At 59.9% G+C, this 16418-nt stretch carries 16 protein-coding genes; 10 read left to right on the forward strand and 6 right to left on the reverse strand.

Annotated elements, in window-relative coordinates:
- Positions 1 to 3: 3 nt before the first annotated feature.
- The 5 genes from RA27_RS19095 to RA27_RS19115 are packed head-to-tail and all read right to left on the reverse strand — an operon-like array spanning position 4 to position 5128.
- Positions 4 to 552: a cytochrome c oxidase subunit 3 gene (locus RA27_RS19095; protein WP_039542858.1), complete on the reverse strand. Its 549-nt coding sequence runs from the start codon at positions 550 to 552 to the stop codon at positions 4 to 6.
- Positions 549 to 2471: a VWA domain-containing protein gene (locus tag RA27_RS19100; protein WP_039542860.1), complete on the reverse strand. Its 1923-nt coding sequence runs from the start codon at positions 2469 to 2471 to the stop codon at positions 549 to 551. Before RA27_RS19100 ends, RA27_RS19095 begins: the two co-directional genes overlap by 4 nt.
- A 9-nt stretch (positions 2472 to 2480) precedes the next feature.
- The gene (locus tag RA27_RS19105) at positions 2481 to 3296 is read right to left on the reverse strand and encodes a CbbQ/NirQ/NorQ/GpvN family protein (protein ID WP_039542862.1); all 816 of its coding nucleotides are present in this window, start codon (positions 3294 to 3296) and stop codon (positions 2481 to 2483) included.
- A complete protein-coding gene (locus RA27_RS19110; RefSeq protein ID WP_039542864.1) occupies positions 3296 to 4663 on the reverse strand; it encodes a cbb3-type cytochrome c oxidase subunit I in 1368 nt (455 codons plus the stop codon). The genes RA27_RS19105 and RA27_RS19110 overlap by 1 nt, the downstream gene beginning before the upstream one ends.
- Before the next feature lie 15 nt (positions 4664 to 4678).
- Positions 4679 to 5128: a cytochrome c gene (locus tag RA27_RS19115; protein ID WP_039542866.1), complete on the reverse strand. Its 450-nt coding sequence runs from the start codon at positions 5126 to 5128 to the stop codon at positions 4679 to 4681.
- Positions 5129 to 5435: 307 nt separating this feature from the next.
- Here RA27_RS19115 and RA27_RS19120 point away from each other — a divergent pair, with 307 nt between their 5' ends.
- Complete coding sequence (locus tag RA27_RS19120; RefSeq protein ID WP_039542867.1) at positions 5436 to 6491, forward strand: Hint domain-containing protein; 1056 nt, start codon at positions 5436 to 5438, stop codon at positions 6489 to 6491.
- A gap of 25 nt (positions 6492 to 6516) precedes the next feature.
- On the opposite strand, the gene RA27_RS19125 is transcribed toward RA27_RS19120, so the two are convergent.
- On the reverse strand, positions 6517 to 7707 hold the full coding sequence (locus RA27_RS19125; protein ID WP_039542869.1) for an NnrS family protein: 1191 nt from the start codon (positions 7705 to 7707) through the stop codon (positions 6517 to 6519).
- Positions 7708 to 7952: 245 nt separating this feature from the next.
- Here RA27_RS19125 and RA27_RS19130 point away from each other — a divergent pair, with 245 nt between their 5' ends.
- The 9 genes from RA27_RS19130 to RA27_RS19170 all read left to right on the forward strand — a co-directional run bounded on the left by RA27_RS19130 (position 7953) and on the right by RA27_RS19170 (position 16417).
- The gene (locus RA27_RS19130) at positions 7953 to 9629 is read left to right on the forward strand and encodes a cytochrome D1 domain-containing protein (protein WP_039542872.1); all 1677 of its coding nucleotides are present in this window, start codon (positions 7953 to 7955) and stop codon (positions 9627 to 9629) included.
- Positions 9630 to 9754: 125 nt separating this feature from the next.
- Entirely contained in the window at positions 9755 to 11539 is a 1785-nt protein-coding gene (locus tag RA27_RS19135; RefSeq protein WP_039542874.1) for a NapC/NirT family cytochrome c, read from the forward strand.
- 52 nt (positions 11540 to 11591) lie between these two features.
- A complete protein-coding gene (locus tag RA27_RS19140; RefSeq protein WP_039542876.1) occupies positions 11592 to 12005 on the forward strand; it encodes a plastocyanin/azurin family copper-binding protein in 414 nt (137 codons plus the stop codon).
- A 213-nt stretch (positions 12006 to 12218) separates the two neighbouring features.
- Positions 12219 to 12980: a uroporphyrinogen-III C-methyltransferase gene (gene cobA / locus RA27_RS19145; RefSeq protein ID WP_039542878.1), complete on the forward strand. Its 762-nt coding sequence runs from the start codon at positions 12219 to 12221 to the stop codon at positions 12978 to 12980.
- Complete coding sequence (locus tag RA27_RS19150) at positions 12973 to 13356, forward strand: cytochrome c (protein WP_082025197.1); 384 nt, start codon at positions 12973 to 12975, stop codon at positions 13354 to 13356. The genes cobA and RA27_RS19150 overlap by 8 nt, the downstream gene beginning before the upstream one ends.
- Positions 13353 to 14498 (forward strand): cytochrome D1 domain-containing protein, encoded by a 1146-nt coding sequence (locus tag RA27_RS19155; protein ID WP_039542881.1) that lies wholly within the window; start codon positions 13353 to 13355, stop codon positions 14496 to 14498. The genes RA27_RS19150 and RA27_RS19155 overlap by 4 nt, the downstream gene beginning before the upstream one ends.
- A gap of 4 nt (positions 14499 to 14502) precedes the next feature.
- Complete coding sequence (locus tag RA27_RS19160) at positions 14503 to 15492, forward strand: AsnC family transcriptional regulator (protein ID WP_039542883.1); 990 nt, start codon at positions 14503 to 14505, stop codon at positions 15490 to 15492.
- Positions 15489 to 15938, forward strand: coding sequence for an AsnC family transcriptional regulator (locus RA27_RS19165; protein WP_039542886.1), 450 nt, complete (start codon positions 15489 to 15491; stop codon positions 15936 to 15938). The genes RA27_RS19160 and RA27_RS19165 overlap by 4 nt, the downstream gene beginning before the upstream one ends.
- On the forward strand, positions 15935 to 16417 hold the full coding sequence (locus RA27_RS19170) for an AsnC family transcriptional regulator (RefSeq protein WP_039542888.1): 483 nt from the start codon (positions 15935 to 15937) through the stop codon (positions 16415 to 16417). Before RA27_RS19165 ends, RA27_RS19170 begins: the two co-directional genes overlap by 4 nt.
- The last annotated feature ends 1 nt before the right edge of the window (position 16418 follow it).

Raw genomic sequence — 16418 nt, forward strand, 5'->3', positions numbered from 1 at the left:
TCATTATCCCAGCAGGTAAATCACTGGGAAGAGCATGATCCAGACCAAATCAACCATGTGCCAGAACTGCGCGCCTGCCTCGATATTCCGGGGATCATCGCGCCAGGCGACCAGCAGCAGGATGCCGACCCCGGCAAGCACATGGGCGGCGTGGAATCCGGTCAGCAGGTAGTAGAACAGGAAGAACGGGTGCGTCTCGTAGGTGATCCCTTGTGCGGCTTTGCCTGCGTATTCCACGCCTTTGATGACCAGAAACACGACGCCCAGCGCGGCGGCGGCGATCAGTGCCAGACGGGCGGCGAGCCGACGCGCGATCTGCCGCCAATGCAGCGCTTGCGCCGCCAGATAGCCTGAGGTCACCAGCACCGCCGTATTGAGCGCCGCTCCGGTACGATAGAGATGCGATTGTGCTTCGGCGAACCCGGCCGGATCGGTCAGCCGAACGCCCATGAAGGCAATCAGGCCAGCGCCGAATACCAGCAGTTCCGAGATGATCAGAACCCACATCAACAACTCGCCCGGAAGCTCGTCGATTAAAGAGGCATCACTCATGCGCCGACCAGTTGGCGGTAGATCTGCGGCAGGGCCATGGTCAGGCGATGCGGATCGGGGATGACGGCGAATCCGCCTTGGCCGAACATCCGGGGGAACCAGCTTTTACCGGTTTTGTCGATGGTAACGCCAAAGACCGATTGCCCGGCCCGGCGCGCTTCGCGGATCGCTTGACGTGTGTCTTCGATACCGTGGCGGCCCTCGTAGTGGTCCAGATCGTTGGGTTTGCCGTCGGTGATCACCAGCAGCAAGCGGCGTTTTCGGGTCTGAGTGGCGAGTTCGGACGAGCAATGGCGGATCGCCGCGCCCAGCCGCGTGTAGTGGCCCGGGCGCAGCGACGCGATGCGCTGTTCGACCTTTGCACCCATCGGCTCATCGAACCGTTTGCAGCGTTGCACATAGACCCGCTGGCGTTTGAGCGAGCTGAAGGCGTGGATTGCGAAATCGTCGCCGCAGGCGTTCAGGCCCCAAGCGAGCGCGGCTAGCGCCTCGCGTTCGATGTCGATCACGGCGCGACCGGTGACGGCGCTTTCGGTCGAGCGGCTAACATCCAGCAGGATCGAGACCGCCAGATCGCGCGCCTCGGGGCGGGATTGTTGCCAGATGCGTTCGGTGCCCTCGCCATTGGCACAACGATCGACCTGCGCCCGCACAGCGGCCTCGATATCCAGTTGATCTCCATCGAGATGGCCGCGGGTCATTGCGCGACCGGGGCGTAGCGCTTCGAATTGGCGTTTGACGGCGCGGATGCGGCGGGCGGTGGCGGGGTCTTTGCCGAATTCGGCAGCATCCTCACGAATATCGGCATCCGAGATCAGGACGTTGACGTGATCAGGCAGGTATTGCCCGGTGCGCACATCCCATTCGGGATAAAGGATGCGGCCAGAAAGACGCTCGCGATTCACATCCTCGGGCGCGAGATCCAGATGCAGTTTCAACTTGGTCGGCGGCGCTTTGGAGATCTGCCCCAATCCGATCTCTTCCTGATCGTCAGCGGCTTTCTTCGCGTTGTCGGGATCGTCATCGTCGATGCGCCGGTTGATATTCAGGAACTCGGCCCAGCTGAGGATCGCTTCGAACTTGTGCAGAATGAAACTGTCACTGCGGTTGGCCTGATCCGATTTACGACGTCGGGCACGGTGGGTTTTCTCGTCGGATTCTTCCGGTGGGCCATCAGTGTCGGGGTTTTCTACTTCGTTATGTTCGGAAAACCCGACAGCGCGCAGTTCGGGCCACAAGGGGACAGGGCGGAAATGCTGATAGCCGCGCGGGGCGGCGAGATTATCATCCAAAGCCAAATAGAGTTCGGCCTTTGGTGACAGCGTTGCCGGATCACCCAGCAAGTGGCGAACCAATTCCTCAACAGTTGCTTCTGCGGGAGGCAGGCCGGGGATATCGCGGTGATGCAGAACACCTTTGCAAAGTTCGGTGTAAAGCGGGCGCAAACCAGGGGCGTTGTCCAAAGCTGCCTGGACCATCTCCTGCGCGGCGATCAACGCGCGCAAATCAGCGCGCAGCGGATCGTCTTCATCAATACGGGTTCCGGCATGGGCGGCAGCAGCGGCCAGCCAGACATACAGCGCGCCGTTTGCCTCGCGCGCAGGAAAAACGGCCAGCCGATCGGGTAGACGCAAAACTTCGCCATCGAAAGACGCGCGCGGCATAAGTTCGGCTTCGGTTCCCAGACGGCGGCGCCAGCCCAACCGGTGGCGTGAAATCTCGGGTGAGACCGGGCGCAATTCAACGCCCGGGCTACCCCCAAGCCCTCGAAAGAGGACGGCCAGCCGCCCCGCGACCTCAGAGAGGTCGACCGCGGCTCCATCATGCACCTCAGGTGCATCGAGGCGGCTGGCAAGGGTGTGCCACAGTTTCCCGATCGTTTCTTCGGGTTCCCATGGCTCAAAATCGATCCTGACCATCGGCCGGCCTCACCCAAAGACAGCCGTGACAAGATCGAGGAGCCCGCGTTTGATGTCCTCGTCATCCGTCAGAGGTTCAATCATAGCGGCAAGGATGGCGCGATCGGTGGACATGCCCTGTGCGATCAACGTCGCGGCATAGACAACCAGACGGGTGGAGACGCCTTCCTCAAGGTCCTGACCCTTGAGCCCGCGCAGCTTGTTCGCCAGCCGGATCAGGGGCTTGCAGCGTTCCAGCGCCAGCCCGCTTTCCTGCGCGACGACTTCGGCCTCCATCTCGGGCGATGGGAAGTCGAATTCCAGCGAAATAAACCGCTGCCGGGTCGAGGGTTTCAGGGTTTTCAGGATATTCTGGTATCCGGGGTTATACGAGGCCACCAGCATGAAGCCGGGCGCGGCCTCAAGCTCTTCGCCGGTGCGATCGATCGGCAGGATGCGCCGGTCGTCGGTCAGCGGGTGCAGCACGACGGTCACGTCCTTGCGGGCCTCAACCACCTCATCCAGATAGCAGATTGCGCCTTCTCGCACCGCGCGGGTTAAGGGGCCATCGACCCAGACGGTTTCGCCGCCCTTCAGCAGATAACGCCCGATCAGGTCGGCGGCCGCCAGGTCATCGTGGCAGGCCACGGTATAAAGCGGGCGGCCAAGTTTGGCGGCCATGTGGGCCACAAAGCGGGTCTTGCCGCAGCCCGTCGGCCCTTTCAGCAGGACCGGCAGGTCGTTGTTGTAAGCGGCGGTGAAAACATCGCATTCATCGCCCTGCGCGAGGTAGAAGGGGGCGTTTGCCGCCCCCTCGTTCAGTTTCATGGAGCCATCCATATCCATCACTCCGCCGGGGTTTCAGCTGCGCCAGGTTCAATGACCTCTTTCCGGGGAACCCAGATCGAGTAGATGAACAGCAGCGCGCCAAGGACCACGACCACACCAGATCCAAGACGCATCCAGTAGAAGACCGCAATCTGGTCCTGCACGTCCATGAAGTAGTCTCCGACCACACGTTGCATGTGCGTCTGCACGGTACCACCGAAGGTCAGGACGAAGGTCATGAAGACCATGCCACTGGTCATCAGCCAGAACGAGCCCATGTTCAGAACCTGATTATAGGGATCACGGTTCTTGAGGATCGGCATCGCGTAGCTAAAGATCGCCAGGTTGAGGCAGACATAGGCGCCATAGAAGGCCAGGTGACCATGCGCGGCGGTGATCTGCGTGCCGTGGGTATAGTAGTTCACTCCGTGCAGTGTGTGCAGGAAGCCCCAGACACCGGCACCGAAGAAGGCCAATGTGGCACAGCCCAGCGACCACAGCAGTGCAGCCTTGTTCGGGTGGTCACGGCGGCCCTTCCAGACCATGACGAAGGCAAAGGCCATCATCGCGAAGAACGGGATCACCTCAAGGCTCGAGAAGATCGAACCGATCCATTGCCAGTACGCAGGCGTACCGATCCAGTAATAGTGGTGACCTGTCCCAAGGATGCCCGAGAACAACGCGGCGGCGACGATAACATAGAGCCATTTTTCGACGACCTCACGGTCCACACCTGTTAGTTTGAGCATCAGGTAGGCCAGGATCGAGGCCATGATCAACTCCCACACACCTTCGACCCACAGGTGGACAACATACCACCAATATTGCTTGTCCAGGGACAAGTTGCCCGGGTTGTAGAAGGCAAACAGGAACAGTAGCGCCAGACCCCACAGACCCAACAACAGGATGTTGGTGATGGCAGTTTTCTTACCCTTCAGAACGGTCATCGACACGTTGTAAAGGAAGATCAGCGCGGCCACGACAATACCCATCTTGACCCATTTGGGTTGCTCAAGGAACTCGCGCCCCTCTTTGCCCAGCAGCCAGTTGCCTTCAAACAGATTGAAGACATAGGTTACCACCACGCCCAGCGTGCCAACCACAAGAATGATCAGCTGCAGATAAGCCAGCTTGGGTGAATGGATTTCACGTTCCGCCTCTTCCGGGATCAGGAAGTAGGCCGCACCGAAGAAGCCAAGGATCAGCCAGACGATCAAAGAGTTGGTGTGCAGCATCCGCACGATGTTGAACGGTAGAAGCTCACTCAGAAAGTTCGGGAATACATAGATGAAACCGGCCAGAAGGCCGCCGATCACCTGTATCGCAAACAAGGCCATAGCTACCGCAAAGTAGGCATAGGCGATTTTTTGGGATTCGTATTTCATAGTCCTTGTCCCCTCTCAGCCTGCCTCGTTGGGCGGCCAGTCCTGAGCGTCGATATTGTCTGTCCAGATCAGGAAGTTTGTCAGATCGCGGATTTCTTCGTCGCTGAGGTTGAATTGCGGCATCTGCCGGCGACCGGGAATCCCGGTGGGTTGCGCCTCCATCCAGCCCTTGAGGGCTTCAAAAGCCGAGTCCGGGTCGTCCAGTACATCCCACCGGGTCATCACATTGGCGACTTCGGGCGCAAAATAGGCCCCTTCACCCATGATTGTATGACAGTTGATACAGGCGTGCTTCTCCCAGACATGCTTGCCCCGGACCACGCTTTCATCAAGCTTGGCCGAATTCTCGGAATTCACGATGTACCAATGGGAATGGGCCGACAGGGCCAGAAAGATAAGAATGAAGAACAGTGACCCGCCATAGAATATATTGCGGGCCATGCTCTTGGTCATGACGTCTCGCATTGCGCTCTCCTTTGCGCCGCTTTGCTGGTGCAGGCAAAATGACGTCAGAGCGCGTGAACTGCCTTAACGAAAGTCAAGACACTGGAAGATGGCTTTGGACATCCGGCCAGGTTGGTTTGCGAACCCGCAGGTGTCACACTTCGGTGATTTTGGCTGTAAAACTGCGAATTTGCCCAGATAAGCCCCGAATTGATCGAATTTCCGCCTTGAAAAGTGCATTTGGGACGGTCAGGGTTGGCCCGATATTATCGTCGGTCGGGCTGTGTGTTTCGGCATGTGGTGAGTTTAGGTAAAGCGGGTAAACAGTATGGCAATCACAATCTATGGCGCGTTTCGTTCCGACTCGACCATGACGGATTTTCAGGCGCGACTCTATCAGGTCAATACAACCTTCCAGATCTCTCAATACAGCCAGATCACAATCACCGACGGCGCCGACCCCACGGTTATCGACGGCGACGATCAGGTCAACGAGGTCCCCAATGATCCGACCCAGACTTACCTGGGACGCGCGTTCGACTGGGACTACACAATTCGCGTCCGGGATGAGGATGGCAATACCCATCAGATCGGGATCATGGATTGGGACACCAACAACAACGGACAGATCGATACGTTCTCCAGCGAACAGGGTTACTTTCTGGGCTTCATCGGGGGAACTGTCCCGCCCCTGAACTCGACGTTGACGATCATCGAGCTGACCGACAACGGCCCTGACATCGACGTGGATACGGTCGTGCCATGCTTCTGCGCAGGCACACAAATCGAAACGACGTTGGGGGCCCGCGCCATCGAAACCCTTTCAGCCGGGGATAAGGTTGTGACTCTGGACCATGGACCGCAGAGCATTCGCTGGATCGGCGCGCGATCGCTTGATGCGTCCGATCTGGCGTGTAAGCCAAAGCTGCGCCCGATACGGATCGCAGCCGGAAGTCTGGGCAGCGGCCTGCCACATCGTGATCTGCTGGTCTCGCCCCAGCATCGGATGCTGATACGTTCGACCATTGCGGTGCGAATGTTCGACAGCGAAGAGGTCCTGGTGCCGGCCCACAAGCTGGTCGGTATTCCGGGCATTACGGTCGATGAGGCGGCGCAGGGCGTGGTCTACTATCACATGCTGTTCGACCGGCACGAGATTGTGCTGGCGGAAGGCGCGCCGTCAGAAAGCCTGTTCACAGGCAAGCAGGCCCTCAAGGGCATCCACCCCGATGCGCTGGCCGAGATCGCCGCGCTCTTCCCGGAGGTGACGTCGCCCGATCATCATCCCGTGGCCGCGCGGCAAATTCCAGAACGGGGAAAGCAAATCCACACCCTGCTGCGACGGCACATCAAGAATGACAGGGCGTTGATCCGGTCTTCATAACCGGAACCCGCCCGTTTGCCATGGATCAGGACGCAAGACGCGGTCCTGTCAGCGCGGGCCACATGGCGAACAGATACAAGACGATGGCGCTGATCCACAGGCCGTCCGACACCAGCATCGCGGTCAGATAGCCCTGGTCAAATGTCGAACCGACCCAGCGGCAAACCGCTGCAGCCGCCATAAGCCCATAAGCGACCGCCATGGGCGGAGGGGCGACAAGTGCCCGGCCACTGTGACCAAGGGCGGCGCGGCTCATCACGGCCAGAGTCATGCCCCCGACGCAGCCGATTCCCAGAACGTGCAGAGCCCCGATCTCATTGCCAAAACCCAGCACGGCAAGGCCCCACAGGATCAGTCCCAGCGCCAGCATACCCAGGCCCAGATGCAGGGCGATCAGGATCGGCTGACGCATTGCCCAGCGCGCACGCCAGCGCACCATGCGCAGAATCTGCAAGATGCCAAGGATCAACGCAGTACCTCCCGCGACCGGACTCAGACCGAAGATGAGCACGCTCAGCGGCAACAGCAGCGCCACTATCATACCGGCTTTGTCGAACGCCCCCACCGAAACCGGCCAGGCGGATTCAGGCTCTCCCGCTCGCTTCATGGCGTTCCGGGTAAAGGCGGGCGTGATACGTGCGCCGAGTATCGCGATCATGCTGCACAATGCGAACAATCCAGCACGCAATCCGGTGTTCAATGTACCGCCGGTCACACCCATCCACTCGAGATGCGTCAGCAGATTGGCGACCCAGATATAGCTGAGCAACAGCAGGAATATCATGTTCTGTGGCTTGGGGCGGCGGATCAGCTGGGTTGCGATCTTTGCCGCCAGGATCGGTACAAAGGCCAGATCGATCACAGCGACCAGACCCGGCGACAGCGCGCCGGAAAACCACATCGCGATCCGACCGGCCAGCCACAGGCCCGCAGTCACCATGATATAGTGCGCCCGCGCCTGCGGTGTGCCGGTCCAATTCGGAACCGCAGTCAGAAAGAACCCGCCCAGAGCTGCGGTGGCATATCCAAAGATCATCTCATGGGCGTGCCACATGGGTGGGCTCATGGCATAGGTCGGAGCTTCGTACGGGATCAACCCGATCTGCGTCGTCAGCCAAAGGCCCCAGGCACCACCCGCAAATAGACCGTATAGTCCCGCTGACAGGAAAAAGACGCGAAATCCTTCTCCCAGTACCCGTGCGATCATTGCCGACATGCCCGCTCTCCTCGGCCTCATTGCCTGTTGGGTCCGGTCTAGCAAAACCGACTCGGGCGGGACTTAACCGAAATCAAGCACCCGGAAAAACATGACCCCAAAACACAGGTTTTTTCCTTGATTTTAAAGGCCGATCCGCTCGTTCATTTTCCGGATTGCGGCCTTTCCGTTGACTTTCGTCAAGGCGGGTCGGGCGCGAATGTTTCACTCTGCAACCTGCCTCACCACGCAAATGGAGAGTGATCATGTCACTTGGAATCAGCTACGATAAGACCGGCCGCGCCTTTGGGGTCGGTTTGGCAATGCTGCTGGGCTCTGTCGCCGCACCAGCATTTGCCGAAGAGCCAACATTGAGCGACGAAGCATTTGAGTCGTCCAAGCAGCTCTACTTTGAACAATGCGCAGGTTGCCACGGCGTTCTGCGCAAAGGCGCAACCGGCAAGAACCTTGAACCCCATTGGAAAAAGACCGCAGCGGACGGCACCGTCACTGAGGGCGGTACGCTTCAGCTGGGTCAGGAGCGCCTTGAAAAGATCATCGCCTGGGGGACCGAAGGCGGGATGAACAACTTCTCGGACATCATGACCGAGCAGGAAATCAAGGATATGGCGACATACATCATGATGGAGCCGCCAAAGCCGCCGGAAATGTCGCTGGAGCAGATGAAGGCCACCCGCAAGGTTTATGTCGAAGAAGCCGACTATCCGACCGAGCCTCTGCATGGCCGCAACTGGGAAAACTTCTTTGTCGTCATCGAACGTGACGTGGGCAAGGTTGCTGTGATCGACGGCGACACCAAAGAGGTTCTGACACACATCCCGACCGGTTACGCCGTGCACGTTCTGAAAGCGTCCGAGCACCATTCGCTGGAAGAGCCGGAACAGCCCGGGCGTTTCTGGTACACCATGGGCCGCGACGGCAAGATGACCAAGATCGACCTCTGGCAGACGCCGGACAAGATGCTGGTTTCCGAGGTCAAGATTGCCTATGACGCCCGCGATGTCGCCGTTTCCGGCGATGGCAAATACGTCATCGGTGGGGGCTATTGGCCGCCGCACTTCGCAATCGTCGACGCCCAGACGATGGACCCGGTCAAGGTCGTATCAACCCGCGGCGTAAACGTCGACGGCGAGTATGTGGAAGAGGCCCGCGTGGCCGCAATCTACACAACTCCGAACGAACCCACCTGGATCGTCGCGGTGAAGGAACTGGGGCAGTTGTGGCAGGTCGACTATACCGATCTGGACAATCTGCGTATCGACAAGATCGACAGCGCCAAATTCCTGCATGACGGGTTCTTCGACCCGACAGGCCGGTACTTCCAGATCGCCGCAAACGCGTCGAACAAGATGGTGGTTGTCGATACCGAAACCCACAAGCTGGAAGCGATGATCGACACAGCCGCGCTGCCGCACCCGGGTCCAGGCGCCAACTGGGTCGACCCGAACTGCGGTCCCGTTGCTGGCACAACCCACCTTGGCGTTGGCACCGTGACCGTATGGGGGAACGATCCCGAAGGTCACCCGGACCAGGCCTGGGAAACCTGCTACGAAGTGGAAACCGACGGCCCCGGCCTGTTTGTCCGTACCCACCCGAATTCGGATTACATCTGGGCTGACCAGACCAAACATCCGGAGCCGGAAGTACAGCAATCGGTACAGGTCATCTCGAAAGAGACCGGCGAGATCGTGAAAACGATCCAGATCACCGAAGACGAAGGCAGCGCTGCCGTTCACTTCGAGTTCAACGCCGACGGTACCGAGGTCTGGGTGTCCAAATGGAACCTGTCGGATTCGAAAGAACCCAATGGTCAGATCGTGATCTTCGACGCCAAGACGCTGGAAGAAATCGGTCGCATCGAAGGGCTTTATGCTCCGACCGGCAAGTTCAACGTCTACAACCGCTCGAACCACGTCACTTGACGGGTTTTGAACTCAGCACCGGAAAGGGCGGGCCCCTCGCCCGCCCTTTCCTCGTTTGACCCATCAGCCAAACTCACCGGCCTGCCATCAAAGGCCAGATAAGAAAGCCAAAACGGAGCCCGGATATGACCTCCGAACCGGATAAGAAAAAACCGATCTGGCGCCGGTATTTCCTGTGGGGAATGCCTGTGGCCGGTATTGCCGCGGCCTTTGTCGGCGGCATCATCTTCTGGGGCGGGTTCAACACCGCCATGGAAGCCACCAACACCAAGGATTTCTGTATCTCGTGCCACGAGATGCGCGATTTCGTCTATGAGGAATACACGGGCACGATCCATGACGTGAACCGTTCCGGCGTGGGGGCGGTCTGTTCAGACTGCCACGTGCCCAAGGACTGGACCCACAAGATCATCCGCAAGATCAAGGCGTCCAAAGAACTGTACGGCAAGATGGTCGGCACCATCAGCACCCGCGAAAAATTCGAAGCCAAACGCGTGCATCTGGCGATGAACGAATGGGAGCGGATGAAATCCACGGACTCACGCGAATGCCGCAATTGCCACGATTTCGAATCGATGATGCCCGAGTTCCAGAAACCCCGCGCGCGGCAGCAGCACCTGAACGCGATGACGGTCGGCCAGACCTGTATCGACTGCCACAAGGGGATCGCGCACTCGGATGCCCGCGACCGGGCCGACGAAGAGTATCTGGAAAAGCTGGAGGCTCCGAATCCGGCCTTCATCCGTGAGATACCGCCCGAGTATCTGGCCAGCCTTGAACGGATCGAAGCCAAGGAAGCCGCCGAAGCCGAGGACGAGAAAGCCGCCAAACAAGCGCAGCATGAGGCCGTGCAGGCGCAGATTGCGGCGGCGGTGGATGCGGCGGTGGCCGAGGAACGCGCCAAAGCCAACGGCGAAGAAGCTGCGGCGCCCTCCGGTGGAGGCAGCGATGTCGGCGCAGATATCGACTGGAACGCGGTGGCCGCAACGGATCTGAAATTGTTCTACCCCGGTCAGGCGTCGTTTGAATGGGTACAGAACGGCAAGTTCCACGGTGGCGCACGCCCGCTGACCAAAGGCGGCGACCAGTGCACAACCTGCCACGCCAAAGAGCTGGACACGATCGGCAACAAGATCGTGGCCGGTGGTGAACTGGAACCAACCCCGATCCCCGGCAAACGCGGCGTAATCGACGCGACCGTCCAGGCCGCGCATGACGATCAGAACCTCTATGTCCGCCTGCAATGGCCGGATGCGGGGCACAATCCCGCGCCCTTCGTCGATGGTGGCAAAATGGACCCCGATAACCAGATCAAGGTTGCCATGATGATCACCGGCACCGGGATCGAGATGGGGGATCAGGTGGGCTGCTGGGCTTCGTGTCACGCCGACAACACCTATATGCCCTTCGCCCCCGAGGCGGACGCCATCGCGGGTAACGCCGATGTGGCGGGTCGTATGACCACGCAGGACACCGTGACCAAATACATCAGCGAAAGCCGTACCGATGTCGAAGTCAAAGGTCGTCGCGGTAAAGCTCTGGGTGGTTGGGACAAGCTGAAAGCCGAAGAAGAGATCGCGCAATATCTTGAGGATGGCACCTATCTCGACCTGATGCGTGTTTATGCCGACGGCAGCGCAACCAACGGCTATCTGCTGGAGCAACGCGTGGTCAACGAAGGTGAGATCGCCGCCTCGGCCAGCCTTGATGGAGGCATGTGGACGGTTGTGTTCTCGCGGCCTCTGAACTCGGGCACTCCGGGGGATGTCCCGCTTGAGCCGGGCCAGACCTACACGGTCGGCTTTGCGATCCACGACGACTTTGCCGCTGCGCGGTTCCACCACGTGACGCTGAACACCAGCCTGGCCCTGGATGACGACAGCGCCGCAATCAACGTGGTGAATCAGTAATGGTCGGGGCCGGGTTATCCGGCCCCTGCCTTTTGGAAAGGAGACCTGGACCATGAGACCCCAAAGCCTTCTTCCCGCAGCGTTGTTGCTTTTCGCGGCAACACCTGCCTTGGCGGCGGACGAGGAAACCGCGGCCATCTGTATCGAAGCCGAAGAACGGTATGTCGAGTTATTCGGCCAGCCTTCAGCCTCGGTCGATGATGCCGAAGTGGTGCTGATGTACAAATATAACTTCTGCCCTTTCGAACTCACGATAAAGGCAGGCACAACGGTTCGTTGGGTCAATGTCGATAAGCGCACAAGTCACAGCGTGCTGTTGAAGGATGGCAGCGAACCAGAAAGCGACAGGCTGTTCCCCGAAGAATCGGTCGATATGACTTTCCTCACTCCCGGCCCGCAGGATTACCTGTGTGGTCCGCATTGGGAGACGCAGAACATGATCGGAATGATCACAGTCGAACCCTGAGCCGAGGCAGATATACAGGCAGGATCTAAGGAGCGCGGGCGCAAATCCCGCGCTCCTTAACTTATGTCAAGGAGGTTTGTTTACGACTGCGCCAGTCTGCGCCCATGACACGCCCGGCCCACCCAGCAACGTCACGAATGTCCAACGGATTCGCGCGCGAGGCCTGCCGGAAAAACCGGGCTCAGACGACATTCAGAGCAAGCGAGTTTGACCATGAGCGGTAAGGTTTTTCTGATTGGTGCCGGCCCCGGCGATCCTGAACTGATGACCCTGCGCGCCCTGCGGATGCTGCAAGCAGCCGATGTGGTTGTCTATGACCGCCTTGTCTCGGATGAAATCCTTGCCATGCACGCAGAAGGCGCCCGGCTGATCCCGGTCGGCAAGGCCCCGAAATGCCACACCGTGCCGCAGGAACGCATCAATGAGATCCTGCTGGAAGAAGCCCGCGGCGGTCACACCGTTGCCCGCCTGAAAGGGGGCGATCCGATGATTTTCGGACGTGGCTCGGAAGAAGCTGCTTACCTGAACGCCCATGATATTGCCGTCGACTACGCGCCCGGCATCACTGCCGCGCAGGGGGCATCAAGCTCGTCAGGCGTGCCGTTGACGCATCGCGGGCTGGCGACTTCGGTCCAGTATGTCACGGGCCACCGACAGGCCGACAAGGTTCTTGATCTCGACTGGAAACGCCTCGCCGATCCGGATTCGACCCTCGTGATTTATATGGGTGTCGCCAATATTGGCCAGATTGCCATGGGATTGATGACCGAAAACCTGCCCGGTTCAACCCCTGTACTGGCGGTCGGGAAGGCCACCACGCCTGACGAGCGCCGCCTGATATCCCGGCTGGACCGGCTGGCGGCGGATGTGCGCGAGGCCGAGTTAAAGGCACCGACGCTGTTCATCATCGGCCAGGTCGTCTCGCTTTATTCCGAAAAGGCGCTCGACCAAATTCTGGAGCAAGCCCATGGCTAGCCTAGCCCATATGCAACTGGGGTTACGCACGGCGAAACCCGGAAATGCCGCAGGGCGCGCAGGCTGGGCCGCTCGTGCGGTGCTGACCACTGCCGTCGTATTGGCCACGTCCGCCTTCGCCGCCGACACGCTGGACCCGAACGCACTGAAACGGCTGGTCCATCAGGATTGCGGGTCATGCCACGGGTTGTCACTGAAAGGGGGCCTTGGCCCCGACCTGCGCGCCGAAACATTGGAACACTACGATGCGGACATCCTCACCGGTGTGATCCTTGATGGCATTCCCGACACCGCAATGCCCCCATGGCGTCCCCTGATCTCTCAGGAAGAGGCCGAATGGATTGCCCGCTATCTTCTGGAACCGGAGGCACAATGAAACAGCTCATCCTTGGCCTGGCCGCCACCCTGCTGATGACGGCAGCACATGCCGAACCCACCGCGACCGGAGACCTCGGGCTGGTGATCGAACGCGCCAAGGGCTCGGTTCTTCTGGTCGATCAATCCGACCGCGCCGCACTGGCCCGGATCGAAGGGTTGGGCGATCTGTCCCATGCCTCGCTGGTCTATTCGCCGGACGAGCGTTTCGCCTACGTGTTCGGACGCGATGGAGGACTGACCAAGGTTGATATCGTCACCCGCCAGATCGTGAACCGTGTCGTACAGGCAGGGAACGCAATTGGCGGCGCGATTTCCGATGACGGGAGGTTGGTGGCGGTATCGAATTACGAACCCGGCGGCGTGCGGGTCTTTGATGCCGATACGCTGGAGATGGTCGCGGATATCCCCACCGACAGCAAAACGATCGGTCTTGTTGATGCGCCGGGCCGCCGGTTTGTCTTCACCATGTGGGACACGGGCGAGACGTGGATTGCAGACTTTTCCAAAGGCGACCCGGCGATCACCAAAATCCTCGATATGGGCAAAAACCCCTATGACGCACTGATCACCTCCAATGGCCGTACGTATATCACCGGTCTGTTCGGCGAGGACGGACTGACGGCGCTCGATCTTTGGGCCGAGACGCCGGAACCGATCCGCGTGTTGCCTGACTACGGACGGGGACAGGAAGAGATGCCTGTCTACAAGATGCCTCATCTGGAAGGCTGGGCGCTGACGGGGCGCGAGTTCGTACTGCCTGCCGTCGGTCATCACGAGGTTCTGTGGATCGATGCCGACACACTGACCGAGACCGGACGCACGCAGACACACGGCCAGCCGGTCTTTGCCATGGCCCGGCCCGATGGGCGACAGGTCTGGGTAAACTTCGCCCACCCGCTGAACGACACGATCCAGGTCATCGACAGTGTCAGCAAAGAGGTCGTCCACGAATTCAAACCCGGCCCCGCGGTGCTGCATATGGAGTTCACGCCCCGCGGGCATGAGGTTTGGATCAGCGTCCGCGATGCCAACAAGGTGATGGTCTACGACACGCAAACCTTTGAAAAACTGCGCGAGATCGAGGCAGACAGCCCTTCCGGCATCTTCTTCACCGCCCGCGCGCACAAAACGGGGCTTTGAGACGATGGACCACATCACCGACCCGATCGACCGCCGCCTGCTGGACGAGTTTCAGCGCGACTTCCCTATAACCGAGCGTCCGTTTCAGGTTTTGGCGTTCACGCTGGGGCTGGACGAAGCCGAGGTGATCGACCGCCTCAATCGTATGCGGGCCACCGGGAGGATTACACGCGTCGGCGCGACCATTGCTCCGGGCGCGGTCTCGGCCAGTACATTGGCCGCAGTTGCCGCCCCCGAACATCGGTTGGAAGAGGTCGCCGCGCTGATCGACGCCGAGCCGGGTGTGAACCATAACTACCAGCGTGAAGATGACTGGAACCTCTGGTTCGTCGCTACTGGCCCGGATCGTGCGCATGTCGACGACACGCTGGCCCGTATCGGCCAACGTTCCGGGCTAAGGGTTCTGGACCTGCGCCTTGTGCGCCCGTTTAACGTCGATCTGGGCTTTCGTATGTCGGGCAAAACACGCAATGTCCCGGGTCCTCGTAAGGTGGATCGCTCGGCCATGCAGGCCGGGGACCGCGAATTGCTGCAGGCGCTCAGCTCGGGTCTGACCCTGACGGACACCCCCTTTGCCGCGTTGGCACGTACACTGGACCGCGATGATACCGATGTGATGGGGCGCATCGAAGCGCTGCACAAAGCGGGCATCATCTCGCGCCTCGGGGTTATCGTACGTCACCGGGCGCTTGGCTGGTCAGCCAATGCAATGGTGGTCTGGGACATTCCAGCCGAGCAGATCGGTACCGCCGGTCCAGCGCTTGCCGCCCATCCCGGCGTAACCCTGTGCTATGAGCGGCGTCCGGTCGAGGATATCTGGCCATACCGCCTCTATTCCATGATTCACGCCCGGTCGCGCAACGAAGCGCTGGACGTTTTGGGCAGTGCCTCAGCTCTGCCTCAACTGTCGGGCGCGCGGCATAAGGTTCTGTTCTCGACCCGTTGTTTCAAGCAGACCGGCGCCCTGATCCAACCGAAAGAGGTGGCGGCATGACCCTGGACGCAACTGACCGCGCGATCCTGAACCGGATGCAGGATGACCTGCCTCTGACCGCGCATCCCTTTGCCAGCGTGGCCCAGGAACTTGGGATTACCGAAGACGAACTCTTGTCCCGTCTCGTACGGATGAAAGAGCAGCGGATCATCACACGTTTCGGCCCGTTTTTCGACGCAGCCGCAATGGGGGGAGCGTTTTGCCTGTGCGCCATGGCCGTGCCAGGGGATGAATTCGAAACCGTCCTGACCAAAGTCAATGCGCACCCCGAGGTTGCTCATAATTATGAGCGTACGCACCGGCTGAACATGTGGTTCGTGCTGGCCACCGAAACGCCCGAGGGGATCGAGGCCGCCGCTGATGCGATCGAACGGGAAACGGGGATCGAAGTGCTCCGTTTCCCCAAACTGCAGGAATTTTTTATCGGCTTCCGGGTGGCAGCATGATCGACGCCAAGGACAGAGAGATTATCGAAGCACTGCAGGGCGGTCTGCCGCTTGTGCCTGCACCTTATGCCGCCGTTGCGGAAACGCTTGGGCTGGACGAGGATGCCCTGCTGTTTCGGCTGGCCGAGCTGAAATCGCGCGGCGTAATTCGCCGCATCGCCGCCGCTCCGAACCACTACAAGCTGGGGATGACGGCAAACGGGATGACCGTTTGGGACGTGGAGGACAGCCAGATCGCGGAATTGGGCACACGGATCGGGGCGCTGCCCTTTGTCACCCACTGCTACGAACGTCCCCGCGCCCTGCCAGATTGGCCCTATAACCTGTTCGCCATGGTCCACGGCTCTGACCGGGACGAAGTCGAGGAAAAACGCGCCGAGATCACCGCAATTCTGGGCGAGACCTGCCGGGCCAAGGACATCCTCTATTCCACGCGCATCCTGAAGAAAACCGGGTTGCGCCTGAAAACGAAAGGCTGAG

The organism is Ruegeria sp. ANG-R, assembly GCF_000813985.1.
Taxonomy (GTDB): Bacteria; Pseudomonadota; Alphaproteobacteria; order Rhodobacterales; family Rhodobacteraceae; genus Ruegeria.